Below are 22,018 nucleotides of genomic sequence, written 5' to 3'. Positions count from 1 at the left end.
CAGGGTGTCGGTGAGGCTAGCGGACGCTCCGCCGCCACGACCCGGGCCCGGGCCGTGGCGCGAGCCGTAGGTGGTCCCGGCGTGCCCAGGTGCGGTGCGGGGTCGCAGCATTGGGCTCCGTCGAGTTCTCGGAGAGGGCGACCACGACGGCGGTCAGCGCCGCCAGCTCCTCGGCGGTCGGCGTGCCGCGGATCACCTGCAGCGTTGGCTCGGCGGGGGTGCCGTCGTCGTCGGCATCCCGTCGGGTCTGGTCGGGGGCGAGCGTCATAGCGGAATGTTCCCGTGCTTCTTGGCGGGGTTGGAAGCCCGTTTGTCGCGCAGCGCCCTCAGCCCGCGAACAATGTGCTGCCGGGTGTCCGACGGTGCGATCACCGCGTCGATGTACCCGAGCTGCGCTGCCTGGTAAGGGTTCAGGAGCTCTTCCTCGTACTGGGTGATCACTTCGGCGCGGGCGGCCTCCACATCGCCGCCGGCGTCGGCCACTGACTTCAGGTGCCCGCGGTACAGGATATTGACGGCGCCCTGGGCCCCCATGACGCCGATCTGCGCCGTCGGCCAGGCCAGGTTGAGGTCGGCGCCGAGCTTCTTGGAGCCCATCACGATATACGCGCCGCCGTAGGCCTTCCGGGTGATGACGGTGAGCTTGGGAACGGTTGCTTCCGCGTAGGCGTACAGCAGTTTTGCGCCACGGCGGATGATCCCGTTGAACTCCTGGTCCTTGCCCGGGAGGAAGCCGGGGACGTCCACGAGGGTCAGGATCGGGATGTTGAACGCGTCGCAGTTCCGGACAAAACGGGCGGCCTTCTCCGAAGCAGCAATGTCCAGGGTGCCGGCGAACTGCAGCGGCTGGTTGGCGACGATACCGATCGTATGGCCCTCCACCCGGGCGTACCCGATCATCACGTTGGGTGCGTAAAGGGACTGCATCTCGAGGAAGTGGCCGTCGTCGACAATCGCCGAGATGACCGTCCGCATGTCATACGGCTGATTTGCCGAATCCGGGATCAGGGTATCGAGTGCACCATCCTCGGCGGTGAGGTCCAGCTGTTCGACGAATTCGGTCACCGGTGCCTCAGCCAGATTATTGGAGGGCAGGAAGTCGAGCAGTTCACGGACGAAGTCGATGGCGTCGCGCTCATCAGAGGCGAGGTACGCGGAGGTTCCGGTGGTGGAGTTGTGCTGCCGGGCACCGCCGAGGGTCTCCATGTCGACGTCCTCCCCGGTGACGGTCTTGATCACGTCCGGGCCGGTAATGAACATGTGGGAGGTCTTATCCACCATCACCACGTAGTCGGTAAGGGCGGGAGAGTAGGCTGCACCGCCGGCGCAGGGGCCCATGATGAGAGAAATCTGGGGGATGACCCCGGAGGCGTGCACGTTATTCCTGAAGATGTCGGCGAACATCGCCAATGAGGAGACACCCTCCTGGATGCGGGCACCGCCGCCGTCGTTGATTCCGACCACCGGGCAGCCGTTCCGGAGCGCAAATTCCTGCACCTTGACGATCTTTTCGCCGTTGACCTGGCTCAGCGAGCCGCCATAGACGGAGAAGTCCTGGCTGTAGACGGCGATCTGGCGGCCATCGACTGTTGCGTAGCCGGACACGACGCCGTCGCCCAAGGGTTTTTTCGTCTCCATCCCGAACGCTGTCGACCGGTGGACCGCCAGCGCATCAAACTCGACGAATGATCCGGGATCGACCAGCAGGTCGATGCGCTCCCGTGCCGTGTTTTTGCCGCGGGCATGCTGTTTCGCCACCGACTCCGGACCGGACGGCTGCTGGGCGAGGCCCTCGCGGCGGCGGAAATCTGCAAGCTTCCCTGCGGTGGTGGTGAGGTCGATTATCTGATCCTGCGCGACCACAGGTACTGAGCCAGTCTGCATTGAGTCTCCGGGTTGGCGATGAACGGGCCACCGCCGGGTTAAGTAGGTTCCCCACAAAGCGCCCGGCGTTTCCCCCAGTCTAGTGAGGGAAACGGTCACTACCGCTGTAGGACTCCTACAATTTCCTCCCCATAGAATTAGCCCAGCCGCGCATGTTACCCGCCGGTAACAATTAGGTTTCTGGCACCCCTGCACCACTATTCTTACGTTATGACCGCCAGCAACGATGCCCCACGTCAATCCACCCCGGCAACCCTCGCGGGTTGCACCATCCTGATGTCCGGCGGCAGCCGCGGCATCGGACTCGCGATCGCCCTGCGCGCCGCCCGCGACGGCGCCAACATCGCCTTGATGGCCAAAACCGGTGAACCGCACCCCAAGCTCGACGGCACGGTGTTCACGGCCGCCCAGCAGATCCGCGACGCCGGCGGCAAGGCCCTGCCGATTGTCGGCGATGTGAGGAACGACGACGACGTCGCGGCGGCGGTGGCCGCTGCCACCACCGAGTTCGGCGGGATCGACGTCGTCGTCAACAATGCCTCGGCCATCGATCTTTCCCGGACCCGTGACGTCAGTATGAAGCGCTATGACCTGATGGCCGACATCAACGTCCGGGGTACCTTCCTGTTGAGCAAGTTGGCCCTGGATGCCCTGCTCGCCTCAAGCAACCCCCATATCCTGACCCTGTCGCCGCCGCTGAACCTGGAGCCGCGCTGGGCCGGGATCCATCTGGCCTACACGATGGCCAAATACGGCATGAGCCTGACCACGCTCGGGCTGGCCGAAGAGTTCAGGGCCGAAGGAATAGCGGTCAACTCGCTCTGGCCGCAGACTCTGATCGACACCGCAGCAATCCGGAACCTGCCCGGCGGTGAGCAGATCGTCAATGGCGCACGAAGCGCGGAGATTGTCGCCGATGCGGCGCACGCCATCCTGGTGCGCCCATCCCGTTCCTGCACCGGCAACTTCTTCACCGACGAAGGCGTGCTGCGCGAGGAAGGCGTCACCGACTTCACCGGCTACAGCCTCGGAGCAGCCGAGGATCAGTTGGTCCCCGACATCTTCCTTTAGCCGGAGGTGACCCTGGTCCAGCCCTGACAGTGCAGTGCAGTGCAGTGCGTTGCACTGCACTGCACTGCATTGCACTGCACTGCACTGCATTGCACTGCACTGTCGGTCTTTGCTGCGACCCGGCCGCTTCGTTTTCTTTCATTTCCTTCCACGGGTGTCTACTCGCGTTTCAAAAGGTGCATGCGTTGCCTGCAATGCATGCATTTGTGGATCGCCAGGTGCATGCACTGCCTGCAATGCATGCACCTTTTAGAACGGGCACCCACCCCCGTGCACAACTCCTGCGGGGTACCCGCCACAGCTGCGCAAAGGCCATCATCAGCCCGGTCAAAGCCACGCTGGGTAAGATCAGAGCATGACTTCCCGCTATTCCAACCTCGAACGCCCCGGATTGGATGAAGCGGCGCTCCGGAACGCCCTCTGTTCGCCCCAGGGACCCTACGGGCGGCTCGAGGTTGTGGCCGAGACCGGATCCACCAACACCGAGCTCGCTGACCACGCCAAAAACCACGCCGGCGACTGGCCGGACCTCAGCGTCTTGACCGCCGAACAGCAAAGCGCCGGGCGTGGACGACTGGATCGTCCATGGATTGCCCCCGAACGTTCCTCCCTGATCGTGAGCATCTTGCTCCGCCCGCACAACCCTGCAGGCAGACCGCTGCCCACGCAGAGCTACTCGTGGCTCTCCCTCCTCGCCGCCCTCGCCCTGGCGGAGGGCGTCGAGGAGCGCACCGAGATCAGACCCCAGCTCAAGTGGCCCAACGATGTGCTGGTCGACGGGCGCAAGCTCGCCGGAGTGCTGGCCCAACTGGTCCCCGGCACCAACGGGGGGCCCGCAGCGGTCATTGTCGGAGTGGGCGCCAACGTGTCCCTGACCGACCAGGAACTACCGGTCCCCACCGCAACCAGCCTGCTGCTGGAATACGCCAAGACCACCGACCGGAACGTGCTGCTGCGTGCTTTCCTGCGCCGGTTCGCTGACCTCTACGCCGCGTTCCGGGCCGTCGACGGCGACGCCCGCCGGGAGTGGCCGGACGGTACCTCCCTCGCCCAGCGGGTCAGCGACCGGATGGTCACGCTCGGCCAGGATGTGCGGGTGGAACTCCCGGGGGGCGTTGAACTCCTCGGCCGGGCGCTGGGCCTCGACGAGCACGGTGCACTGCTGGTTCGCGACTACGACGACGAGCGGCACACCGTCACGGCCGGCGACGTCGTGCATGTCCGGCCGGTCTCCTGACGTGGGCGGCTGAGCGGTTGTGCGTCTGAAGCTTGCGCCGGGCGAGCACGTCATCGTGCGCACCCGGCCCCACCCGAGGCCGCTGCTGGTGCCGTTCATCGGCACGCTGGTGGTGCTGGCGGGGGCGGGATTCGCGCTCGGTCTGCTGAGCCGCGACTCGCTGCCGACCGAGGTGCTCGAATGGGTGCCCCTCGGGGTGATCCTGGTGCTGGCGGTCGCGGTTCTGATTCTGCTGCGGATCTTTGTCCGCCCGCTGCTGCGGTGGTGGGGCACGCGCTACATTCTGACCAGCCGGCGGCTCATCAGCCGTCGCGGACTCTCCACCCGGCGCGAGCAAGAGATTGCGCTCGCCAGCATCTACCAACTGGACACCAGCCAGACACTGCTCCAGCGCTCCACGGGTGGCGGAAACCTGACCGTGGACCTGGGCCGCGACCGGACGGTCGTCTACCCGGACGTGCCACAAGTGCACACCTTCAAACAGTTCATGGTCGAAGCGATCGGGGACCTCCCACTGACCGTCATGTTTGATGGTGTAGACATGGAAGCTGACCCGGTGCATGACCTCGAGGGTTACTGACACCAGATGAGCGATTACGGACGGGAGAAGAGCGAATGACTGCTGACGATCAGCCCGACCTGGGCCAGGACGAGCCAGCCACCGATGCTGCTCCTGCCCCGGCAGGGGAGGACGCGTCGTCCCCTTTGACGCCGGAGGTGGTCCCGGTCCCGCAGCAGGACCTGTCCCGCGAGGCGATCCGGAACCTGGAAATAGAACTGCTGGGCGCCGAGCGAACCCTCCGACGCCGCGACGTTGCGGCCGGTGCTGGCGTGTCGCTGCTCTCGGCGCGCAAGCTGTGGCGGGCCATGGGCTTCCCGAACATCTCCGACGAGGACGTGGCTTTCACCGAGAAGGACCAGGATGCGCTGATCACGATCATCGAACTCGTCCGCAGTGACAAGGTCTCCGAGAACGCGGCAATCTCCATCACCCGCGCCATTGGCCAGATGACCGACCGGATGGTGGTTTGGCAGATCGAAGCCCTCGTCGAAGAGATGGCGGCGCAGCGGGAAATTTCCGATGCGGCTGCCCGGAAGGCCCTGGTCGCCGAGCTTCCCGAACTTATCGCACCCCTGGAAAAGACACTGGTTTACGCCTGGCGACGCCAACTGAACGCGGCAGTGCAACGGTTGGCGTTGCGCGCCGAATCCGGGCTGCAGGCCAGCGCCGAAGGCAGGTTGGGTGACGAGGACGATGCCCCGCTGCCCCTGGCCCGCGCCGTCGGCTTCGCCGACCTCGTTTCCTACACCAGCCTGTCCCGCCAGATGAACGAGCGAACCCTCGCCCACCTGGTGCAGCGCTTCGAGAATGTGTGTGCCGAAATCATCTCGGTGGGAGGCGGCAGGCTGGTCAAGACCATCGGCGACGAAGTGCTTTACATCGCCGAGTCCCCGGAAGCCGGTGCCGAAATTTCCCTCGCCCTGGCCAAAGCCTTCACCGAAGACCACCTGCTGCCCTCCGCGCGCGTCTCCCTGGTGTGGGGGCGGATCCTGTCCCGACTGGGCGACATTTACGGGCCGACAGTTAATCTGGCGTCCCGCCTGACCTCCCTGGCCGAACCGGGGACGGTCCTGATCGATGCATCCACCGCCGCCACCCTGCGCGACAACGAACACTTCGTCCTGATCCCGCAGAAGGCGCGCACCATCAGAGGGTTTGGCGAGGTGCACCCCGTAACGCTCGCCCGCGGCACCGGGACCGGGCTGATCCTCGATTAGCGGACCGCTGGAAGATACTGCTGCAGCGAGGACGTGGCAGTACCACCGGCGCGGGCTCAGAGCGCGGTTCGGCTAGGGTAGCCAAGTAACTTCGTGACACACCTCATTGACGGCAGCTAGATGGTAGGACGGAAATGACAACCGACAAGACACCGGGTCTGGACCTGACGGTGAGCTGTGGGTTCGCGTCGGACGTCGGCCTGCGCCGGGAACACAACGAGGATTCGCTGGTCGCAGCTGACCCTATCTTCGCGGTTGCTGATGGCATGGGCGGGCATGAGGCTGGCGAGGTCGCCAGCAGTATCTGCATCCGCACGCTGATGGATAGCCGGCTGGTGGGAGAGCCATTCCCCGAGATGGACCCCGAGGAACTACAGGAGCTTCTGGTCACCGCCGACGAAAAGATCAGGTCGGAAACCGGCGGCCGCGCCGGCACCACCCTCAGCGGAACTATCCTCGTCCAGGAGGACGGCGCCCCGTACTGGCTGGTTTTCAACGTTGGCGATTCCCGCACCTACCGCCTCAGCCAGGGCGGACTGGAACAGATCACCATCGACCACTCGGAGGTCCAGGAACTCGTCGACTACGGTCGCATCACCCCCGAGGAAGCACTCACCCATCCGCGACGCCACGTGGTGACCCGCGCGTTGGGCACCGGAAGCGACATCGACGCCGACTTCTGGCTGATCCCGGCCGCCATCGGCGACCGGATCCTGGTGTGCTCCGACGGGCTGATCAACGAGGTGGGGGACGAGCAGATCTTTGACCTCCTCACGTCGCTCCCTCACCCGCAGGATGCTAGCGAAGCCCTCGTCCAGGCAGCGCTCCGGGCCGGCGGCAGAGACAACATTTCAGTCATCGTCGTGGATGTCGCAGGTGCGGGGGACTGAGGCAAGATAGGACTGTGGCCAGAACAACTGACAAATCAGGCATAGAGCTTACCGCGGACCAGACGCCGGTCGATTCCCTGCGTGAGGAATACGACTCCCTGGCGGAGGAGGTGCGCCGGCACCGGTTCGCCTACTACAACGAGAACGCGCCGACAATTTCCGACGCGGAGTTCGATGAGCTGTTCCGGCGGCTGGAAAAAATCGAGGGACTGCATCCGGAGCTGATCGCCAACGATTCGCCCACCCAGGAAGTCGGCGGCGATGCCTCCTCGGCCTTCGCCGCCGTCGACCACCTGCAACGCATGTACAGCCTGGAGGACGTCTTCTCCCTGGCCGAGCTGGACGTCTGGGTGAGCCGGGCTGCCGCGAGCGTCGAATCGGTCAGCCCAGGCAGCGCCATCAAATGGTTGACCGAGCTGAAGATCGACGGACTCGCCGTCAACCTGCTGTACCGGAACGGTGAACTGGTGCGAGCGGCGACCCGTGGCGACGGTGCCACCGGTGAGGACATCACCCACAATGTCCTCACCATCAAATCGATCCCCCGGACCCTCGCCGGGACGGGCCACCCCGCCGAGATGGAGGTGCGCGGCGAGGTGTTTTTCCCGTCGGCTGCGTTCGCCCAACTCAACGAGAGGATGGTCGCCGCAGGCAAGGCGCCATTCGCCAACCCCCGCAACGCGGCGGCGGGATCCCTGCGCCAGAAGGACCCGGCGCTGACGGCCGAGCGGCCCCTGGACATGTACGTGCACGGTATCGGCGTCCGCGAAGGCCTGGCAGCCCAGTCCCAATCGGAGACCTACCGCCTGCTGAAGGAGTGGGGACTGCCCACCTCGCCCTATTTCAAGGTGCTCGACGACGCCCCGGCGGTGGTCGAGTTCATTGAGCATTACGGCACGCACCGGCACGACCTGTTCCACGAGATCGACGGCATCGTCGTCAAGGTGGACGACTTCGGCCTGCAGCGGGCACTGGGCCACACCTCGCGTGTGCCCCGCTGGTCGGTGGCCTTCAAATACCCACCGGAAGAGGTCAACACCCGGCTGCTGGATATCCGGGTGAACGTGGGCCGCACCGGCCGGGTCACCCCGTTCGGGATGATGGAGCCGGTCAAGGTGGCCGGCTCCACCGTCGAAATGGCCACCCTGCACAACCAGGACGTGGTGAAGGCCAAGGGGGTCCTGATCGGCGACATGGTGGTCCTCCGCAAGGCCGGTGACGTCATCCCGGAAATCGTGGGCCCCGTCGTCGCGCTCCGTGATGGTACCGAACGCGAATTCGTGATGCCCACCGAGTGCCCGTCCTGCGGGACCCCCCTGGCGCCGGCGAAGGAGGGCGACGTCGACATCCGTTGCCCCAACGCCCGGTCCTGCCCATCGCAGCTGAGGGAACGCGTGTTCCACCTGGCCGGACGCGGAGGCTTCGACATTGAGGCCCTGGGCTGGGAAGCGGCAATCGCCCTGACCCAGCCCGCCGAACCGGAGGAGCCGCCGCTGACGTCCGAGGCTCAACTGTTTGACCTCACCCCCGAGGCGCTCGCCGATGTGCGGATCCTGCGTGACAAGCGGGTCAAGGGGGAGGTGGTCGGCAAGGAACTGGTGCCCTACTTCTACACCAAGGGCACCGCCAAGAAACCGTCCGAACCCAGCGCCAACACGCGCCGGCTGTTCACCGAACTGGAGAAAGCGAAGCAGCAGCCACTGTGGCGGGTCCTGGTCGCCCTGTCCGTCCGGCATGTCGGGCCAACCGCCTCGCGTGCGCTGGCCACCGCGTTCGGGTCGATGGAACGGATCCGCGCAGCCTCGGAGGAGGAGTTGGCGAACGTCGACGGCGTCGGCCCCACCATTGCCGCAGCGCTCACCGAATGGTTTGCCGAAGACTGGCATCGGGAGATCATCGATTCGTGGGCTGCCGCTGGGGTGCGGATGGAGGACGACGTCGACACCTCCATGCCGCGCACCCTGGAGGGCGTGACCGTCGTCGTCACCGGCTCGCTGGAACGCTACAGCCGCGACGAGGCGAAGGAAGCGATCATCCAGCGTGGCGGCAAGGCATCCGGTTCAGTCTCGAAAAACACCCACTATGTGGTGGCCGGGGAAAACGCTGGCACCAAACTCGACAAGGCCGAAGCGCTCGGGTTGACCGTGCTGGACGAGGACGGCTTCACCCGGCTACTCCAGGAGGGCCCAGCGTGAACGTATCCCCGACGGAACTGCTGCACCTGGCGAAGCAGGCTGCCTCGGCGGGGGCCGACGTTTTGGTGCGGCGCAGTATCGAGACGCTCGGCGCGCAGAACAAGAGCTCGGACAGCGACTGGGTGACCGCCTTCGATGTGGCAGCCGAACGCGCCGTCCGGGATGTGATTTCCCGGTCACGACCCCACGATGTGATCACCGGCGAAGAGCTGGGAACCACGGTCCCCGATCGCACCACGGGAGCCGGACAGGTGCGATGGTCCATCGACCCGCTGGATGGGACCACCAATTTCATCCGCAACATTGTCTACTACTGCACCTCGGTCGCGGCAGCCGACGCTGACGGCCGCTGGCTGGCCGGGGTGGTGCACGCCCCAGCGCTGGACCGGATCTACTGGGCTGCCCGCGGCCAGGGGGCCTGGCTGCGGGATCACGGCCGGATCGTCCGCCTGGAAGGGCCAGAGGTGGGCCGTAAGGGCACGCTGCTCGGCACAGGATTCACGTACGACGCCGAAGCCCGGGTCCAGCAAGTGGGGGAGCTGGCCTCACTCATGGAGGGGTTTGGCGATATCCGACGGATCGGGTCGGCGGCCCTTGACCTGTGCATGGTCGCCGACGGCACCCTCGACGGATACGTGGAACGCGGTCTGAACGAACACGACTGGGCCGCCGGTGCCCTGATCGCCGAGGAGGCGGGTGCCACGGTGCTCCGCCCCGAGCTCACCCCGGCGCTCGGCGGCGGCCCGGACGAGGCCGAGCGGTTCATGGCGTTCACCGTTGCCGGTTCGCCCGATCTGGTCGGCAGGGTGACGGCGCTCACCGCCGCCCCGGATGGAATTGCCCCGGGATGAGGAGCTGGCAGCAGGTCTTCTCAACCCTTTCAGCACCCCGGCTCCGCGAGCTCTACGCCGCAGCCGTGCTGGGCCATGACACCGATGCTACTGCGAAGGAACTGGAGAAGCTGGTTGCAGCTGGCCTGGTCACCACCGGAGGTGCCGTCAATACCGACCTGTTCCAGGAGATTCTCGCAGCGACAGCCCGGACTAGGCCTCAAGGGGTGGATCGCTTCTTCAGTAGTGGCCATCTGGACGGACTGCCGCGCAATCCGACGGAGCGCCGGGCCGTACTTCAACACCTGACCGAGCGGCTGGTGCCAGCCGATCAGGAATTGTCGGAGCGGGAGGTGAACCTCGTCCTGGCTACGGTGACCCGTGATATCCCGAACTTGCGCCGGGCACTGGTCGATTACGGCCACCTGGTCCGCCGGCCGGACGGCACCGGCTACCGCCGCGCCTGACTGCCGGCGCTCCGACGTCGTCAACTCTCGTGGGGTGCGTCAGGGTTTTCCGGAGCCTCGTCGCGACGCTTCTCGATCAGTTCCTTGGTGCGCACGAGCCGCAGCAGCGTAACAAGCAGGAGTCCACCGAGCATATTGAAGGCCAGGGTGTACCCAAACCAGCCAAGCCATTCCAGGTAAGTGATGGCCGCGCCGGAATGGATCGCGGCGAAAATGAGCAGCGAATCCAGGATGCTGTGGAACAGTTGCAGACCCGCAAGGAGGAATCCGCCGATCACCGTCGCGACGATCTTGGCGACGTCATTCGAGGTCCCTTGCTGCATTCGGCTCATCAGCGTAATGGTGCTGCCGCCGAGCACCGCCAGGGCCACAACCTGCATGGAGAACGGCGCGTCGATGAAGTGGTGGGCGCTCTCGGCGACTGTCCCGGTCCACTCAGGGAACGCCTGCATGACAATCCAGACGAAAGCCCAGCCGCTGACCAGATTGGCCACCAGGGTGCCGCCCCAGAGTTTGACCAGCTGAAGCAGACTGCCTTCTTTCGCGACGACGGCTGCGACCGGCATCAGGAAGTTTTCGGTGAACAGTTCGCTATGTGCCAGGAAAAGGGCAACGAGGCCCACGCTGAACGCAAGGCCCGCGAGGAGATGATTGTCCGTCTCGTGCAGCACAGCAAGGTAAGCCATGATGCCGAGGCCTATCTCAAAACCGCCAAAAACACCCGTGACAAGGATGTTCCGGAAGGTCCGTTGCAGCCGCTCGGCACCCTCCTCAACAGTGCTATCGAAGGATTCCTTCAGTTCGTCCTCGACCGGGGCATCGGTGTCCCCTAATTCCCGCCTGCGTGCTTCGCTCATGACGCCTCTCCTCTGTACTGTTCGGGAGGAGGCGCCCTCCCGGATCGGCGCTACTGGATACGCGAAATGGTAGCAACAGCGGAGGCAACCCAGGCACCAGCGGTGATCATCGGCTGGTTGCCGCCCTTCAAGCCTGCTTCATTTCGATCACTTGAATCAGATTGCCGCAAGTGTCGTCGAAGACGGCCATCAGGGCGGTTCCGATGTCGGTGGGCGGCTGGGTAAACACCACGCCGCGGCCCGTCAATCTGGCGTACTCGGAGGTAAGATCCTCGACCGCGAATTGGGCCAGGGGAATGCCATCCTCCGTCAGCGCGTCACGGTACGGTTTCACCGCGGGGTGGCTGGCCGGCTCCAGGAGAAGCTCTGGGCTGTCCGGGGATTCGGGTGATCGAACGGTGAGCCAGAAGTCATCGCCCAACGGGATGTCGTGGCCCTTCGTGAAGCCAAGGACGTCGGTGTAGAACGCCAGCGCCGCCCGCTGGTCGTCGACGAACAGGCTGGTCAGTGCAATTTTCATTGGATCCTCTTTTGAATAGGCCATCGATCGGCAATTTCGGCAAGTGGTGCGGGATTAAAGTAGTGGAACTTGGAGCGTCCCCGACGCTCGGTCGCAACGAGCCCGGCCGATTCAAGGACACCCAGGTGTTGGGAGATGGCTTGGCGGGTCAGGCTGAGGTTGTGGCGCATGGCGAGTATCGAGCAGATCTCGAACAGGGTCTGACCGTCGCGCGACGACAGCTCATCGAGAATGGTGCGTCTGGTTTCGTCGTCGAGAGCCCGGAACACGTCAACCATAAGCATCAGTATAGGCAAGCACAGGCTTGCCTATCAAGACCCCCATTACGATGGGTGAATGGCTGATCTGGGGGCGGTACTTCAGGCAACGGGACTACTCGTGGGGCATTTCAGGGCGCCAGTCTGTGGCGAGGTGTCAGTGACCGTCCACGCTGGTCCCTGAACTGGATTTGCTGCCGCCGGTCCGTGGCAGGGTTGTCATGGTCCAGTGGCAGCGAAGTCTCAGCCCAGTAGCGCGGCTGAACGATCTGTCCGGGGTGAGGCAGAATTGAAAGGCAACGTTTCGGCGTCGTCCCCGTTTGTTCCCTGATGAGGATTTGATGAATTCCCACGCTCCAACCGACCTCACGATCCGCCCCGTTACCGAGACGGATTACGACGACGTCCGCCGCATCACGTGTGCTGCCTACCTTGAGGCGGGGTACTTCGAGGCTCCCGATCATCCGTACATGCGGGTGCTGGCCGACGTCGAACACCGCGCCGAGCACGCCGAAATCTGGGTGGCGGAGCGCGCGGGCGTCGTCGTTGCCTCGGTGGCCATCACGTTCGAGGGGCAACGGTATACCGACATTGCGGTCACCGGTGAGCTGGAGTTCAGGATGCTGGCGGTGGACCCGACGGTTCAGCGCGGCGGGGTGGGCCGGTTGATGGTTGAGGCGATCATTGAGCATGCCCGATCGCTGGACGGAATCACGGCGGTCAGCCTGACCAGCGGCTCCGACATGACCCGCGCCCATGCTCTGTATCATTCGCTGGGCTTCGAGCGTCAACCCGAACGCGACTGGTGGGTGCGAGACGAGGAGATCCTGCTCTGGGTGTTCAGATTGTCCCTCTAGAGCCACCGCGGCCGTGCAGGTCTCCCGGAAGATGGGAAGACCTGCACCGGTGGGACAAGCTACGGCCGGATCATGACCTTGCCCTTGCGGCCCGCCACGAAGTTTGCCCGGGCGGCTTCCTGCACCTGATCCAGAGTGTAGGCAGCTTCGATGGGGAAGGAGAGGGTGCCGTCGTTGACCCGGAGCAGCAGTTCGCTGAACAGCTCGCCGCGACGACCGGCTGGTAGCTCGCGCATCACGGTGCTGCCCCAGAAGCCCTTGACCGTCAGGTTCTTGAAGATGATCGAGCCGGAACTCAGTGTCATGGTGCCTCCACCCATCGCTCCGAACACCACGAGCGTGCCATTCTCGCCGAGCTGCGACAGCACCTCGTTGCTGGCGTCGCCGCCCACCGAATCCACGCCGGCGACAATCTTGGCGCCCCCCGTGAGTTCAGCGACCCGGTCCTCCCAGCCTGCGGTCTCGGTGGAAACGATCCGTTCGATACCCTGAGCTGCGAGTTCGTCGACGCCCGCGTCACGGCGGACGAGGCCGACGACGTTGATGCCGCGGGTAGGAGCGAGCTGGGCGATCAGGCGACCGACGGCGCCGTTTGCGGCGTTCTGGATGATCCAGTCACCCTCGGTGAGGTTCAGCCAGTCGAGTAGTGCGATGGCGGAGAACGGCATTGAGACCAGCTGGGACGCAACTTCATCGGTTGCACCTTCATCGACGGGTACCAGACCCTGTGCCTGGGCGATGAAGAACTCGGCCCAGACGCCGAACGTCCCACCGGTAGCGACGCGCTGTCCCACGGAGAGGTGCTCGACGTCGTCACCCAAAGCGTCAATGACTCCTACTGCCTCAGAGCCCGCCTGGGCGGGAAGCTCGGGTTTGAAGCCGTAGGTACCGCGGACGGTCCAGAGATCGTGGTTGTGAATGGGGGACAGGAGGGTGCGTACCCGCACCTGCCCTGGACCGGGTTCTGGGGTGGTGACTTCATCGACCTGGAGGACATCCCAGGGTTCCCCGAAGGTGTGCTGACGAATCGCGCGCATAACTAACTCTCTTTCCATGTGGTTACTCGAAAAGTAACCCCCCGGCCGGTTGCAATATTCCCGGGCTGCAGCGACATCAGAGCGTCAAGTTTGTCTGTCACGCGACGGTGTTCAAGCGCCGCCCAGCGGTTCAGGGCGAATGGCGGCAGAGTGTCCGACGGGTCAGTCGCCGTCGTCGATGACTCCTGTGGCAATCGCGCGGAGGGCGGCGAGGTGGGAATCAAAAGCACTCCTGCCCTGGGGGGTCAAGGAGAGCCAGCTGATTCGCCGGGCATCCGGGCGCCCGACCGATGATGACTTGGTCATCGACACAAAACCACCGTCGACCAAAACCTTCAGATGTTTGGACAGTGCAGCATCCCCAACAGCGAGTGAGTCACGAATCGCTGAGAAGTCGGCGCTTTTAACATTGCGTAGAAGTCCGCAAATTCGGAACCGTAGTGGGGCATGAATCAGTTCGTTGAAGACGCCGCCGTTTGTTTCGGACAGCTCAGCGGGCATGGCGGATCCGGCTCAGGGCGCTTCGCATGAAGTAGTGGGCTCCGATAGTGCCAGCGCCGAAAGCGGCTACGGTGGGCGCAACAACCCACCAGTGCAGTTCGAGAGAGACAAGCCCCAAGGCGACGCTGAGCAGCAGTAGGCAGGAAATCAGGGTGGCGGCGTAGATCAGCCAGGCCTCCCAACCGATGCTGGCGAGTTTGACGCCGGTTGCCCGATGATACAGATAGACAACCATGATTCCGACGATGATCAGCAGGGCCGAGTTGCCTGAGCGGTTGTCTCCGGCTGCGGGCGAAGCGACACAGACGGCGGCAATTGCGCCGAACGCAGGGGCAACCCATCGTGGTGTGTTCATGCGCGAGATGAGAGCTGAGCGGTCACTATCGACGTCGGCCAGCAGGGCGGCGGCCGAGTCCGACTGGCCCGACGACGACGGAGGCAAGTTGTTTTCCATGATGGAAAGTGTAATCACTTTCCACTGAGGAAAGCAACTGCTGGCTTGGCGCGCGGGGTGTCACTCAGGAGGTGTCTGCGCACACTTTAGTGTCGAATATTTGTTCGAGAGACTTATCCACATAAGGGTGAAAGTTCCTGAACTATCGGCGGCGTTTGGGACAATTGAGGTATGGACGGACGCGCAGCTCCATCGTTGAGCAGGAGGGGATTTACCTCTCAGGCAACGGCTCCGCGCGGCGCTGCGGGTCGCGGCGAGAAGGCCACTACGGGTTCCCCTGTTGCGGGTGGCTGGGGGTCGAAAACCCCTGGTGCTGGTGCGGGTGCTGGTGCGGGTGCTGGTGTGGGTTCCACGCGAGCATTGGCTGTAGCTTTAGGGGCGCTTCGGCCAGCTGCCAACGCTGCGGGGCTGATCGATCAGCTACGTGACCTGGAGGATTTGAAATCGGCGATCGCTGGGGTGCAGGCCCAGATCTCCATCGCCGTTGACGTGCTGGAACGCCAAACCCAAGCCCAGGCCGGGACACCCGCTGCGGAGCAGGGGAAGGGTGTCAGCGCGCAGATCGCACTGGCCCGGCGTGAATCCCCAGCCCGCGGCAGCCGTCTCCTTGGGCTCGCGAGGGCGCTGGTGACGGAGATGCCGCATACGTTGGCGGCCCTGCATAACGGGCAGCTGAATGAATGGCGCGCAACGTTGATCGTGAAGGAAACCGCGTGCCTGTCCGCCGCTGACCGGTCCGCCGTCGACGAGGAACTCTGCCCCGACACCGGGACATTTGAGGGGCACGGCGACAAGGCCATCATCGCCGCGGCCCGGACCGCAAGCTACCGCAGGGACCCGCGCGCCGTGGTCAACCGGGCTGCCCACGCGGCAAATGAACGGTTCGTGAGCATTCGGCCGGCACCGGACACGATGGCTTACCTCAGTGCGTTGTTGCCGGTGAAAAACGCTGTGGCCGCCTACGCCGCGTTGACCAGGCACGCTGATACGGCACGGGCCACCGGGGACACCCGGTCCCGGGGCCAGCTCATGGCCGATGCCCTCGTCGAACGGGTCACCGGCGCACCCGGGGGCGTCTCCCGGGTCGAGCTGCAGGTCATCATGACCGACCGGTCCCTTTTTCAGGGCGATAGCGAACCAGCCCGGATCCCCGGCTATGGCATCGTCCCGTCAGCGTGGGCCCGAGACCTCATCCACCCCGGTGCGATACCTTCGCCTTCACGGAGCGGCAACAGATCTTTGACACCGCACGGCTCTGAGGAACACTCTGACCAAGGGCTCCCGACCTTCGAAGTGTGGCTTCGTCGCCTCTACACAGCCCCAACAACCGCAGACCTGGTGGCCATGGACTCCAAAGCCCGGCTCTTCACCCCGGCGCAACGCAGGTTCATCAGCGCCCGCGACGCCACCTGCCGCACCCCTTACTGCGACGCGCCGATCCGGCATTACGACCACATCATCCCCTGGCACAATGATGGACCTACTTCGGTGGCGAACGGGGCAGGACTTTGTGAAGCCTGCAACCACACCAAGGAACAACCCGGCTGGACAGCAGGACCACATCCAGGATCCCGCCACACCCTCCGCGTCACCACACCCACCGGCCACACCTACCAGGCCACCGCCCCACCCTTGCCCGGAGCCTGAACCGCAGTGTTCCAAGTGCCAGGCCGAATCGGTCGGGGCGTGCACCGCACGTAGACTGGAACCAAACACCAATTCATTGACCATGGGAGATTTATGGCTGAGATCAACCGTGAGGACGTTGCGCATCTGGCGCGGCTTGCCCACATCGACATGAGCGCCGAAGAGCTGGACCGGATGACCGGTGAGCTGGCAGTAATTGTTGACTCGATCAAGCGGGTCAGCGAGGTGGCAGGCGATGACATCCCCACCACCAGCCACCCCATTCCGCTGAGCAACGTGTACCGCGAAGACGTGATCGGGGAGACCCTCACCAACGAGGAAGCCCTCTCCGGTGCACCCGACAACGCTGACGGACGCTTCAAGGTCCCAGCCATCCTGGACGGGGAGTAACCCATGACTGAACTGATTCGGCTCAGCGCCGCGGCGCTCGCCCAGAAACTCGTTGCCAGGGAAATCTCGGCCGTTGAAGCCACCCAGGCTCACCTCGACCGGATTGCCCACGTGGACGGCGGCGACGACGGCGTCCACGCCTTCCTGCACGTCAACACCGACGAGGCGCTCGCAGTCGCCGCCGAAGTGGATCAGGCTCGTGCCAAGTCCGAGGACCTCCACCCGCTGGCCGGCGTTCCGATCGCGGTCAAGGACCTCATCGTCACCAAGGGCCAGCCCACCACCGCCGGCTCGAAGATCCTTGAAGGCTGGCACAGCCCCTACGACGCCACGGTGATCCGCCGACTCCGGGCCGCGGGTATGCCCATCCTCGGCAAGACCAACCTGGACGAGTTCGCCATGGGCTCCTCCACCGAGCACTCGGCGTATGGCCCCACCCGTAACCCGTGGGATCTGGATCGCATCCCCGGCGGATCGGGCGGTGGCTCAGCTGCCGCCGTCGCCGCTTTCGAGGCGCCGCTCGCGCTGGGCACCGATACCGGCGGTTCCATCCGCCAGCCCGGCGCTGTCACCGGCACGGTCGGCGTGAAGCCGACCTACGGCGGAGTTTCCCGGTACGGTGCCATCGCGATGGCGTCGTCGCTGGACCAAATTGGCCCCGTTTCACGGACCGTGCTGGACTCGGCGCTGCTCCACGAGGTCATTGGCGGTCACGACCCCAACGACTCCACCTCCCTCACCGACCCTCTCGGCGCGCTCGTCGAGGCTGCCCGAATGGGCAACGTTGACGGCATGCGCATCGGCGTCATCAAGGAACTGCAGGGCGAGGGGTACCAGGCCGGTGTGCTGACCCGGTTCCAGGAATCGTTGGAACTGCTCCGTGGTGCGGGCGCCGAGATTGTCGAGGTGTCCTGCCCCAATTTCGAGTACGCGCTGGGCGCCTATTACCTGATCATGCCCTCCGAGGCGTCCTCAAACCTTGCCAAGTACGACGGCGTCCGGTTCGGTCTTCGGGTGGTGCCCGACGGCGCACCCACCATCGAACGTGTCATGGGCGCCACGCGTGCCGCAGGCTTCGGTGACGAGGTCAAACGGCGCATCATCCTGGGCACCTATGCGCTAAGCGCCGGCTACTACGACGCCTATTACGGCTCGGCGCAGAAGGTCCGCACGCTGATTCAGCGGGACTTCGATGCGGCCTTCAAGCAGGCCGACGTCCTGATCTCCCCGACTTCGCCGACCACTGCCTTCAAGCTGGGGGAGAAGCTCGACGATCCGCTGGCCATGTACCTGAACGACGTCGCCACTATCCCAGCGAACATGGCAGGCATACCCGGGCTGTCCCTGCCCGGCGGCCTTGCCGACGAGGATGGGCTGCCCGTCGGTATCCAGCTGTTGGCTCCCGCTCGCCAGGACGCCCGGCTGTACCGGGTGGGCGCGGTGCTGGAATCACTGCTCGAAGCCAGCTGGGGCGGTCCGCTGCTGGATCGCGCTCCGGAGCTGAGGCCTGACGCTTTGCGGTCCGGCGGCGCAGCCGACCGCGTGGAGACTAGCACTGCAGGAGGAACCAACTGATGGCTATGGCAACTGAAGACATTCTGACCTTCGAGGAAGCCCTCGAGAAGTATGATCCGGTGCTGGGCTTCGAGGTCCATGTGGAGTTGAACACCCAGACCAAAATGTTCTCCTCGGCACCCAACGCGTTTGGTGACACCCCCAACACCAACGTCACCCCGGTGGACCTTGGTCTGCCGGGTGTGCTGCCGGTAGTGAACCGGGTGGCGGTGGAGTCTTCCATCAAGATCGGGCTGGCGCTGGGCTGCAAGATCGCCGAGAAGTGCTACTTCGCCCGGAAGAACTATTTCTACCCGGACACACCGAAGAACTTCCAGACCTCCCAGTTCGAGGACCCGATCGCCTATGACGGGTCCATTGACATTGAGCTGGCTGACGGCACCGTGTTCACCGTCGAGATTGAGCGCGCCCATATGGAAGAGGACGCCGGAAAGCTGACCCACATGGGTGGCTCCACCGGTCGGATCCAGGGCGCCGAGTTCTCCCTTGTGGACTACAACCGCGCCGGAGTGCCCCTCGTGGAAATTGTCACCAAGCCGATTGTCGGTGCCGATGCCCGCGCTCCCGAACTGGCGAAGGCGTACGTCGCTGCGATCCGCGAGATCGTCAAAAACCTTGGCGTGTCTGACGCCAAAATGGAACGCGGAAACGTCCGCTGTGACGCGAACGTCTCCCTCAAGCCCAAGGGGCAGGAGAAATTCGGCACCCGCACCGAGACGAAGAACGTGAACTCGCTGCGCGCCGTCGAGCACGCCGTCCGGTATGAGATCCAGCGCCACGCAGCGGTGCTCGATTCCGGGATCGCCATCATCCAGGAAACCCGCCACTGGCACGAGGACACCCGCTCGACGACGTCGGGCCGTCCCAAGTCCGACGCCGACGACTACCGCTATTTCCCCGAACCCGATCTGGTGCCTATCGTCACCACCGAGGAGTGGATCGAGCGGCTCCGCTCCGAACTGCCCGAGCCACCGGCCGAACGCCGCAAACGGCTGCAGCAGGATTGGGGCTACTCCGACGCCGAGTTCCGTGACGTCGTCAACGCCGGTGTGATGTCCTCCATCGAGGACACCATCGCTGCCGGGGTCAAACCCGCCGTCGCCCGTAAATGGTGGATGGGCGAGATTTCCCGCCGGGCGAAGGTGGCCGACGTCGAGCCGTCCGAGCTGGGTGTCACCCCCGAGCTGATCGTCGAACTGAACTCGCTGATCGAGTCCGGCAAGATCAACGACAAGCTGTCCCGGGAGGTGCTCGACGGCGTCCTCGCCGGCGAAGGCACACCCACCGAGGTGGTCGAGGCCCGCGGGCTGGCGGTCGTGTCCGACGACGGTCCGCTGCTTGAGGCGATCGATGCAGCACTGGCAGCCCAGCCCGATGTCGCCGACAAGATCCGCGGCGGCAAGGTGCAGGCTGTCGGCGCGATCGTGGGCGGCGTCATGAAAGCCACCCGCGGCCAGGCCGACGCCGGTCGGGTGCGGGAACTGATCCTGCAGCGCCTCGGCGTCGAGGGCTAACCCGCCGCTCCCAATTGAGGTGGGCAATCTGGACAAAAAGGGGGCAACATTACCTCTGCGAACGTCCAGGTTGCTCACCGTTTCTCCCTGAAAGGATCCTCGTGGCGAACAGGCTGGCCGACGGTGAGCGCTGAGAAGCCGGTCTGGACCCACCTGTCCCGTGTCCAGACCGAGGGCGATAACCACATCATGGAAGACGCCTGCGGCTACCGGCGCAACGCCGCGTGGATGATTGACGGCGCCACGTCCCTGCTGGCAGAGATCGACCTGCCCGGGGCATCCAACCCGTCCTGGTACGCGCAGGTCCTCAACCTCGCGCTGGCTGAACACGCCGGCCCCGCGGATCCCCGCGAGGTTCTGGCCGCGGCACTGAAAACCGTTGATGCGCTCGGGCAGCGGCTGGTCGGCGCTCGGTCCCACTTTTTCCCCAGCGCTGCGGTCTCCCTGGTGACCGCCGACGACGACGGCGTCCAGGTGCTCAGCCTCGCCGACTGCCACGTCGTGGCCCGCCGGTACGACGGAAGTTGGCTGCACGCTGGAGTTCCGATCAGCGAACCCACCGGAACACGCGCCGACCACCTGCAGGCCCGGCGGGACCGTAATACCGAGCACGGCGTCTGGGTGGCCCGGCGGGAACCCGAAGCAGCCGAGCGAGCCAGACTGGTGACAGTAGGGAAAGCGCACACCGTGGCGCTCGCTTCGGATGGTGCCTGGCGGGCAGTCGATCTGGGCCTGGTGGCGGGCCCCGAGGCTTTCCTCGATGCGGTCAGCACCCCCGGTGGTGCACAAGAGCTCATGTTGACCCTGCGCATTACCCAGCAGGAGATCGGCGAGACAGCGGACGACGCATCGGTGATGTGCGTGGCGCTGCAGGACTAGCCAGCCGCAACCCGGCTTTCCCGGAACCCGGCTGATACGCTGACGATGGTGCCACAGCACCGTCCAGGATGAACTGCACGCGCCGGGGCGTACCACGCTAACCTACCGTGTGCGGGTGGAAGGAACCCCTCAGTGAAGGCGCTTTACAAGTCCGGTCCGCACCCCGGTTTCGAACTGGTCGACCGGCCCGAACCGACGCCGGGCCTCGGCGAAGTCAAGATCCGCGTGATGACCACCGGGATCTGTGGCACCGATCTTCACATCGAGTCCTGGGACCAATGGGCCGCCAGCACCATCAACGCACCCCTGATTCCGGGGCACGAGTTCTACGGTGAAGTGGTTGAACTCGGCAACGGCGTGCGAGACGTCAAGGTGGGCGACCGGGTCTCCGGTGAAGGCCATATCGTCTGTGGAACGTGCCGCAACTGCCGCGCCGGTCGCCGTCAAATGTGTATCAGGACCGCCAGCGTCGGCGTACAGCGCGACGGCGCCTTCGCCGAGTTTGTGGTGATACCTGAACCGAACGTCTGGGTGCACCCCGCAGGCATCACCCCGGAGTTGGGCGCCATTTTCGACCCCTTCGGCAACGCAGTCCACACTGCCCTGAGTTTCCCCCTCGTCGGCGAGGACGTGCTGATAACGGGGGCCGGACCAATCGGACTGATGGCTGCCGCCGTCGCCCGCCACGCCGGCGCTCGCTACATTGCCGTCACCGACGTCTTCCAGCCCCGGCTCGATCTGGCACTCACCGTCGGCGCTGACCTGGCCGTGAACGTCAGCACCACCCGGATCGTTGACGCGCAGCGCCAGCTCGGGATGAGGGAAGGGTTCGACGTCGGCATGGAGATGTCCGGCCACCCCACGGCCCTGCCGGAGATGATCGACAACATGAACCATGGCGGCCGGATCGCCATGCTCGGGCTGCCGTCAGCCGATATCACCATCGACTGGGCCAAGATGGTCACGCACATGCTCACCCTGAAGGGCATCTACGGCCGCGAGATGTTCGAAACCTGGTACGCCATGAGCGCCATGCTGCAGTCCAACCCAATTCTGCAGCAGGCGATCTCTAGCGTGGTTACCGATACCCTGCCCGCGTCGCAGTGGCAGAAGGGCTTTAATACAGCACGCAACGGGGCCAGCGGCAAAGTGGTCCTGGACTGGACCGGATTCTAAG

The 22,018-nt window shown here is 64.8% G+C and carries 23 protein-coding genes; 15 read left to right on the top strand and 8 right to left on the bottom strand.

Annotated elements, in window-relative coordinates:
• Nucleotides 1–16: 16 nt before the first annotated feature.
• Both ACX80T_RS09235 and ACX80T_RS09230 read right to left on the bottom strand, forming a co-directional pair.
• A complete protein-coding gene (locus tag ACX80T_RS09235; RefSeq protein ID WP_459304239.1) occupies nucleotides 17–268 on the bottom strand; it encodes an acyl-CoA carboxylase subunit epsilon in 252 nt (83 codons plus the stop codon).
• Nucleotides 265–1,884: an acyl-CoA carboxylase subunit beta gene (locus ACX80T_RS09230; RefSeq protein WP_116778586.1), complete on the bottom strand. Its 1,620-nt coding sequence runs from the start codon at nucleotides 1,882–1,884 to the stop codon at nucleotides 265–267. Before ACX80T_RS09230 ends, ACX80T_RS09235 begins: the two co-directional genes overlap by 4 nt.
• 210 nt (nucleotides 1,885–2,094) lie before the next feature.
• Between ACX80T_RS09230 and ACX80T_RS09225 the strand changes: the two genes are divergently transcribed.
• The 8 genes from ACX80T_RS09225 to ACX80T_RS09190 all read left to right on the top strand — a co-directional run bounded on the left by ACX80T_RS09225 (nucleotide 2,095) and on the right by ACX80T_RS09190 (nucleotide 10,353).
• Complete coding sequence (locus ACX80T_RS09225) at nucleotides 2,095–2,955, top strand: SDR family oxidoreductase (protein WP_459304238.1); 861 nt, start codon at nucleotides 2,095–2,097, stop codon at nucleotides 2,953–2,955.
• 355 nt (nucleotides 2,956–3,310) lie between these two features.
• Nucleotides 3,311–4,192 carry a biotin--[acetyl-CoA-carboxylase] ligase gene (locus ACX80T_RS09220; RefSeq protein ID WP_459304237.1) on the top strand — a complete coding sequence of 294 codons (882 nt, stop codon included), beginning with the start codon at nucleotides 3,311–3,313 and terminating at the stop codon, nucleotides 4,190–4,192.
• A 19-nt stretch (nucleotides 4,193–4,211) separates the two neighbouring features.
• On the top strand, nucleotides 4,212–4,772 hold the full coding sequence (locus ACX80T_RS09215) for a PH domain-containing protein (RefSeq protein ID WP_024476949.1): 561 nt from the start codon (nucleotides 4,212–4,214) through the stop codon (nucleotides 4,770–4,772).
• 35 nt (nucleotides 4,773–4,807) lie between these two features.
• Nucleotides 4,808–5,971: an adenylate/guanylate cyclase domain-containing protein gene (locus ACX80T_RS09210; RefSeq protein WP_019483583.1), complete on the top strand. Its 1,164-nt coding sequence runs from the start codon at nucleotides 4,808–4,810 to the stop codon at nucleotides 5,969–5,971.
• 134 nt (nucleotides 5,972–6,105) lie between these two features.
• A complete protein-coding gene (locus tag ACX80T_RS09205) occupies nucleotides 6,106–6,861 on the top strand; it encodes a protein phosphatase 2C domain-containing protein (protein ID WP_019483582.1) in 756 nt (251 codons plus the stop codon).
• A gap of 14 nt (nucleotides 6,862–6,875) precedes the next feature.
• Nucleotides 6,876–9,056, top strand: coding sequence for an NAD-dependent DNA ligase LigA (ligA, locus tag ACX80T_RS09200; RefSeq protein WP_459304236.1), 2,181 nt, complete (start codon nucleotides 6,876–6,878; stop codon nucleotides 9,054–9,056).
• A complete protein-coding gene (locus tag ACX80T_RS09195) occupies nucleotides 9,053–9,907 on the top strand; it encodes an inositol monophosphatase family protein (RefSeq protein WP_459304235.1) in 855 nt (284 codons plus the stop codon). Before ligA ends, ACX80T_RS09195 begins: the two co-directional genes overlap by 4 nt.
• Nucleotides 9,904–10,353, top strand: coding sequence for a DUF2087 domain-containing protein (locus ACX80T_RS09190; RefSeq protein WP_459304234.1), 450 nt, complete (start codon nucleotides 9,904–9,906; stop codon nucleotides 10,351–10,353). Before ACX80T_RS09195 ends, ACX80T_RS09190 begins: the two co-directional genes overlap by 4 nt.
• A gap of 20 nt (nucleotides 10,354–10,373) precedes the next feature.
• On the opposite strand, the gene ACX80T_RS09185 is transcribed toward ACX80T_RS09190, so the two are convergent.
• From ACX80T_RS09185 to ACX80T_RS09175, 3 genes are all read right to left on the bottom strand, one after another.
• Nucleotides 10,374–11,210 carry a formate/nitrite transporter family protein gene (locus ACX80T_RS09185; RefSeq protein ID WP_019483580.1) on the bottom strand — a complete coding sequence of 279 codons (837 nt, stop codon included), beginning with the start codon at nucleotides 11,208–11,210 and terminating at the stop codon, nucleotides 10,374–10,376.
• Nucleotides 11,211–11,337: 127 nt separating this feature from the next.
• Entirely contained in the window at nucleotides 11,338–11,730 is a 393-nt protein-coding gene (locus ACX80T_RS09180; protein WP_459304233.1) for a VOC family protein, read from the bottom strand.
• On the bottom strand, nucleotides 11,727–12,008 hold the full coding sequence (locus ACX80T_RS09175; protein ID WP_459304232.1) for an ArsR/SmtB family transcription factor: 282 nt from the start codon (nucleotides 12,006–12,008) through the stop codon (nucleotides 11,727–11,729). Before ACX80T_RS09175 ends, ACX80T_RS09180 begins: the two co-directional genes overlap by 4 nt.
• Nucleotides 12,009–12,328: 320 nt before the next feature.
• Here ACX80T_RS09175 and ACX80T_RS09170 point away from each other — a divergent pair, with 320 nt between their 5' ends.
• Complete coding sequence (locus ACX80T_RS09170) at nucleotides 12,329–12,844, top strand: GNAT family N-acetyltransferase (protein ID WP_024476941.1); 516 nt, start codon at nucleotides 12,329–12,331, stop codon at nucleotides 12,842–12,844.
• Between the two features lie 59 nt (nucleotides 12,845–12,903).
• On the opposite strand, the gene ACX80T_RS09165 is transcribed toward ACX80T_RS09170, so the two are convergent.
• The 3 genes from ACX80T_RS09165 to ACX80T_RS09155 form a co-directional block, all read right to left on the bottom strand.
• Entirely contained in the window at nucleotides 12,904–13,881 is a 978-nt protein-coding gene (locus ACX80T_RS09165; protein WP_459304231.1) for a zinc-binding dehydrogenase, read from the bottom strand.
• 162 nt (nucleotides 13,882–14,043) lie between these two features.
• Nucleotides 14,044–14,382, bottom strand: a complete 339-nt coding sequence (locus ACX80T_RS09160; RefSeq protein WP_459304230.1) for a transcriptional regulator — start codon at nucleotides 14,380–14,382, stop codon at nucleotides 14,044–14,046.
• A complete protein-coding gene (locus tag ACX80T_RS09155; protein ID WP_459304229.1) occupies nucleotides 14,372–14,836 on the bottom strand; it encodes a hypothetical protein in 465 nt (154 codons plus the stop codon). Before ACX80T_RS09155 ends, ACX80T_RS09160 begins: the two co-directional genes overlap by 11 nt.
• 171 nt (nucleotides 14,837–15,007) lie before the next feature.
• On the opposite strand from ACX80T_RS09155, the gene ACX80T_RS09150 reads away from it, so the two are divergent.
• The 6 genes from ACX80T_RS09150 to tdh all read left to right on the top strand — a co-directional run bounded on the left by ACX80T_RS09150 (nucleotide 15,008) and on the right by tdh (nucleotide 22,017).
• Nucleotides 15,008–16,483 carry an HNH endonuclease gene (locus tag ACX80T_RS09150; protein ID WP_459304228.1) on the top strand — a complete coding sequence of 492 codons (1,476 nt, stop codon included), beginning with the start codon at nucleotides 15,008–15,010 and terminating at the stop codon, nucleotides 16,481–16,483.
• A 93-nt stretch (nucleotides 16,484–16,576) separates the two neighbouring features.
• The gene (gene gatC, locus ACX80T_RS09145) at nucleotides 16,577–16,873 is read left to right on the top strand and encodes an Asp-tRNA(Asn)/Glu-tRNA(Gln) amidotransferase subunit GatC (RefSeq protein WP_019483572.1); all 297 of its coding nucleotides are present in this window, start codon (nucleotides 16,577–16,579) and stop codon (nucleotides 16,871–16,873) included.
• Between the two features lie 3 nt (nucleotides 16,874–16,876).
• Nucleotides 16,877–18,448 carry an Asp-tRNA(Asn)/Glu-tRNA(Gln) amidotransferase subunit GatA gene (gene gatA / locus ACX80T_RS09140; RefSeq protein WP_459304227.1) on the top strand — a complete coding sequence of 524 codons (1,572 nt, stop codon included), beginning with the start codon at nucleotides 16,877–16,879 and terminating at the stop codon, nucleotides 18,446–18,448.
• A gap of 5 nt (nucleotides 18,449–18,453) precedes the next feature.
• Nucleotides 18,454–19,962 carry an Asp-tRNA(Asn)/Glu-tRNA(Gln) amidotransferase subunit GatB gene (gatB, locus tag ACX80T_RS09135; protein ID WP_459304262.1) on the top strand — a complete coding sequence of 503 codons (1,509 nt, stop codon included), beginning with the start codon at nucleotides 18,454–18,456 and terminating at the stop codon, nucleotides 19,960–19,962.
• A 123-nt stretch (nucleotides 19,963–20,085) separates the two neighbouring features.
• Entirely contained in the window at nucleotides 20,086–20,841 is a 756-nt protein-coding gene (locus tag ACX80T_RS09130) for a hypothetical protein (RefSeq protein WP_459304226.1), read from the top strand.
• 132 nt (nucleotides 20,842–20,973) lie between these two features.
• Entirely contained in the window at nucleotides 20,974–22,017 is a 1,044-nt protein-coding gene (tdh, locus tag ACX80T_RS09125) for an L-threonine 3-dehydrogenase (RefSeq protein ID WP_459304225.1), read from the top strand.
• The last annotated feature ends 1 nt before the right edge of the window (nucleotide 22,018 follow it).

The organism is Arthrobacter sp. Sr33 (assembly GCF_054511195.1).
This window is presented reverse-complemented; position numbering and strand designations above follow the sequence as displayed.

What these genes read in the sequence shown, in the direction of transcription:
- ACX80T_RS09235 (WP_459304239.1), bottom strand. Translation starts at nt 268, where the DNA reads ATGACGCTCGCCCCCGACCAGACCCGACGGGATGCCGACGACGACGGC.
- ACX80T_RS09230 (WP_116778586.1), bottom strand. Translation starts at nt 1,884, where the DNA reads ATGCAGACTGGCTCAGTACCTGTGGTCGCGCAGGATCAGATAATCGAC.
- ACX80T_RS09225 (WP_459304238.1), top strand. Translation starts at nt 2,095, where the DNA reads ATGACCGCCAGCAACGATGCCCCACGTCAATCCACCCCGGCAACCCTC.
- ACX80T_RS09220 (WP_459304237.1), top strand. Translation starts at nt 3,311, where the DNA reads ATGACTTCCCGCTATTCCAACCTCGAACGCCCCGGATTGGATGAAGCG.
- ACX80T_RS09210 (WP_019483583.1), top strand. Translation starts at nt 4,808, where the DNA reads ATGACTGCTGACGATCAGCCCGACCTGGGCCAGGACGAGCCAGCCACC.
- ACX80T_RS09205 (WP_019483582.1), top strand. Translation starts at nt 6,106, where the DNA reads ATGACAACCGACAAGACACCGGGTCTGGACCTGACGGTGAGCTGTGGG.
- ACX80T_RS09190 (WP_459304234.1), top strand. Translation starts at nt 9,904, where the DNA reads ATGAGGAGCTGGCAGCAGGTCTTCTCAACCCTTTCAGCACCCCGGCTC.
- ACX80T_RS09185 (WP_019483580.1), bottom strand. Translation starts at nt 11,210, where the DNA reads ATGAGCGAAGCACGCAGGCGGGAATTAGGGGACACCGATGCCCCGGTC.
- ACX80T_RS09180 (WP_459304233.1), bottom strand. Translation starts at nt 11,730, where the DNA reads ATGAAAATTGCACTGACCAGCCTGTTCGTCGACGACCAGCGGGCGGCG.
- ACX80T_RS09175 (WP_459304232.1), bottom strand. Translation starts at nt 12,008, where the DNA reads ATGGTTGACGTGTTCCGGGCTCTCGACGACGAAACCAGACGCACCATT.
- ACX80T_RS09170 (WP_024476941.1), top strand. Translation starts at nt 12,329, where the DNA reads ATGAATTCCCACGCTCCAACCGACCTCACGATCCGCCCCGTTACCGAG.
- ACX80T_RS09165 (WP_459304231.1), bottom strand. Translation starts at nt 13,881, where the DNA reads ATGCGCGCGATTCGTCAGCACACCTTCGGGGAACCCTGGGATGTCCTC.
- ACX80T_RS09160 (WP_459304230.1), bottom strand. Translation starts at nt 14,382, where the DNA reads ATGCCCGCTGAGCTGTCCGAAACAAACGGCGGCGTCTTCAACGAACTG.
- ACX80T_RS09155 (WP_459304229.1), bottom strand. Translation starts at nt 14,836, where the DNA reads ATGGAAAACAACTTGCCTCCGTCGTCGTCGGGCCAGTCGGACTCGGCC.
- ACX80T_RS09150 (WP_459304228.1), top strand. Translation starts at nt 15,008, where the DNA reads ATGGACGGACGCGCAGCTCCATCGTTGAGCAGGAGGGGATTTACCTCT.
- gatC (WP_019483572.1), top strand. Translation starts at nt 16,577, where the DNA reads ATGGCTGAGATCAACCGTGAGGACGTTGCGCATCTGGCGCGGCTTGCC.
- gatA (WP_459304227.1), top strand. Translation starts at nt 16,877, where the DNA reads ATGACTGAACTGATTCGGCTCAGCGCCGCGGCGCTCGCCCAGAAACTC.
- gatB (WP_459304262.1), top strand. Translation starts at nt 18,454, where the DNA reads ATGGCAACTGAAGACATTCTGACCTTCGAGGAAGCCCTCGAGAAGTAT.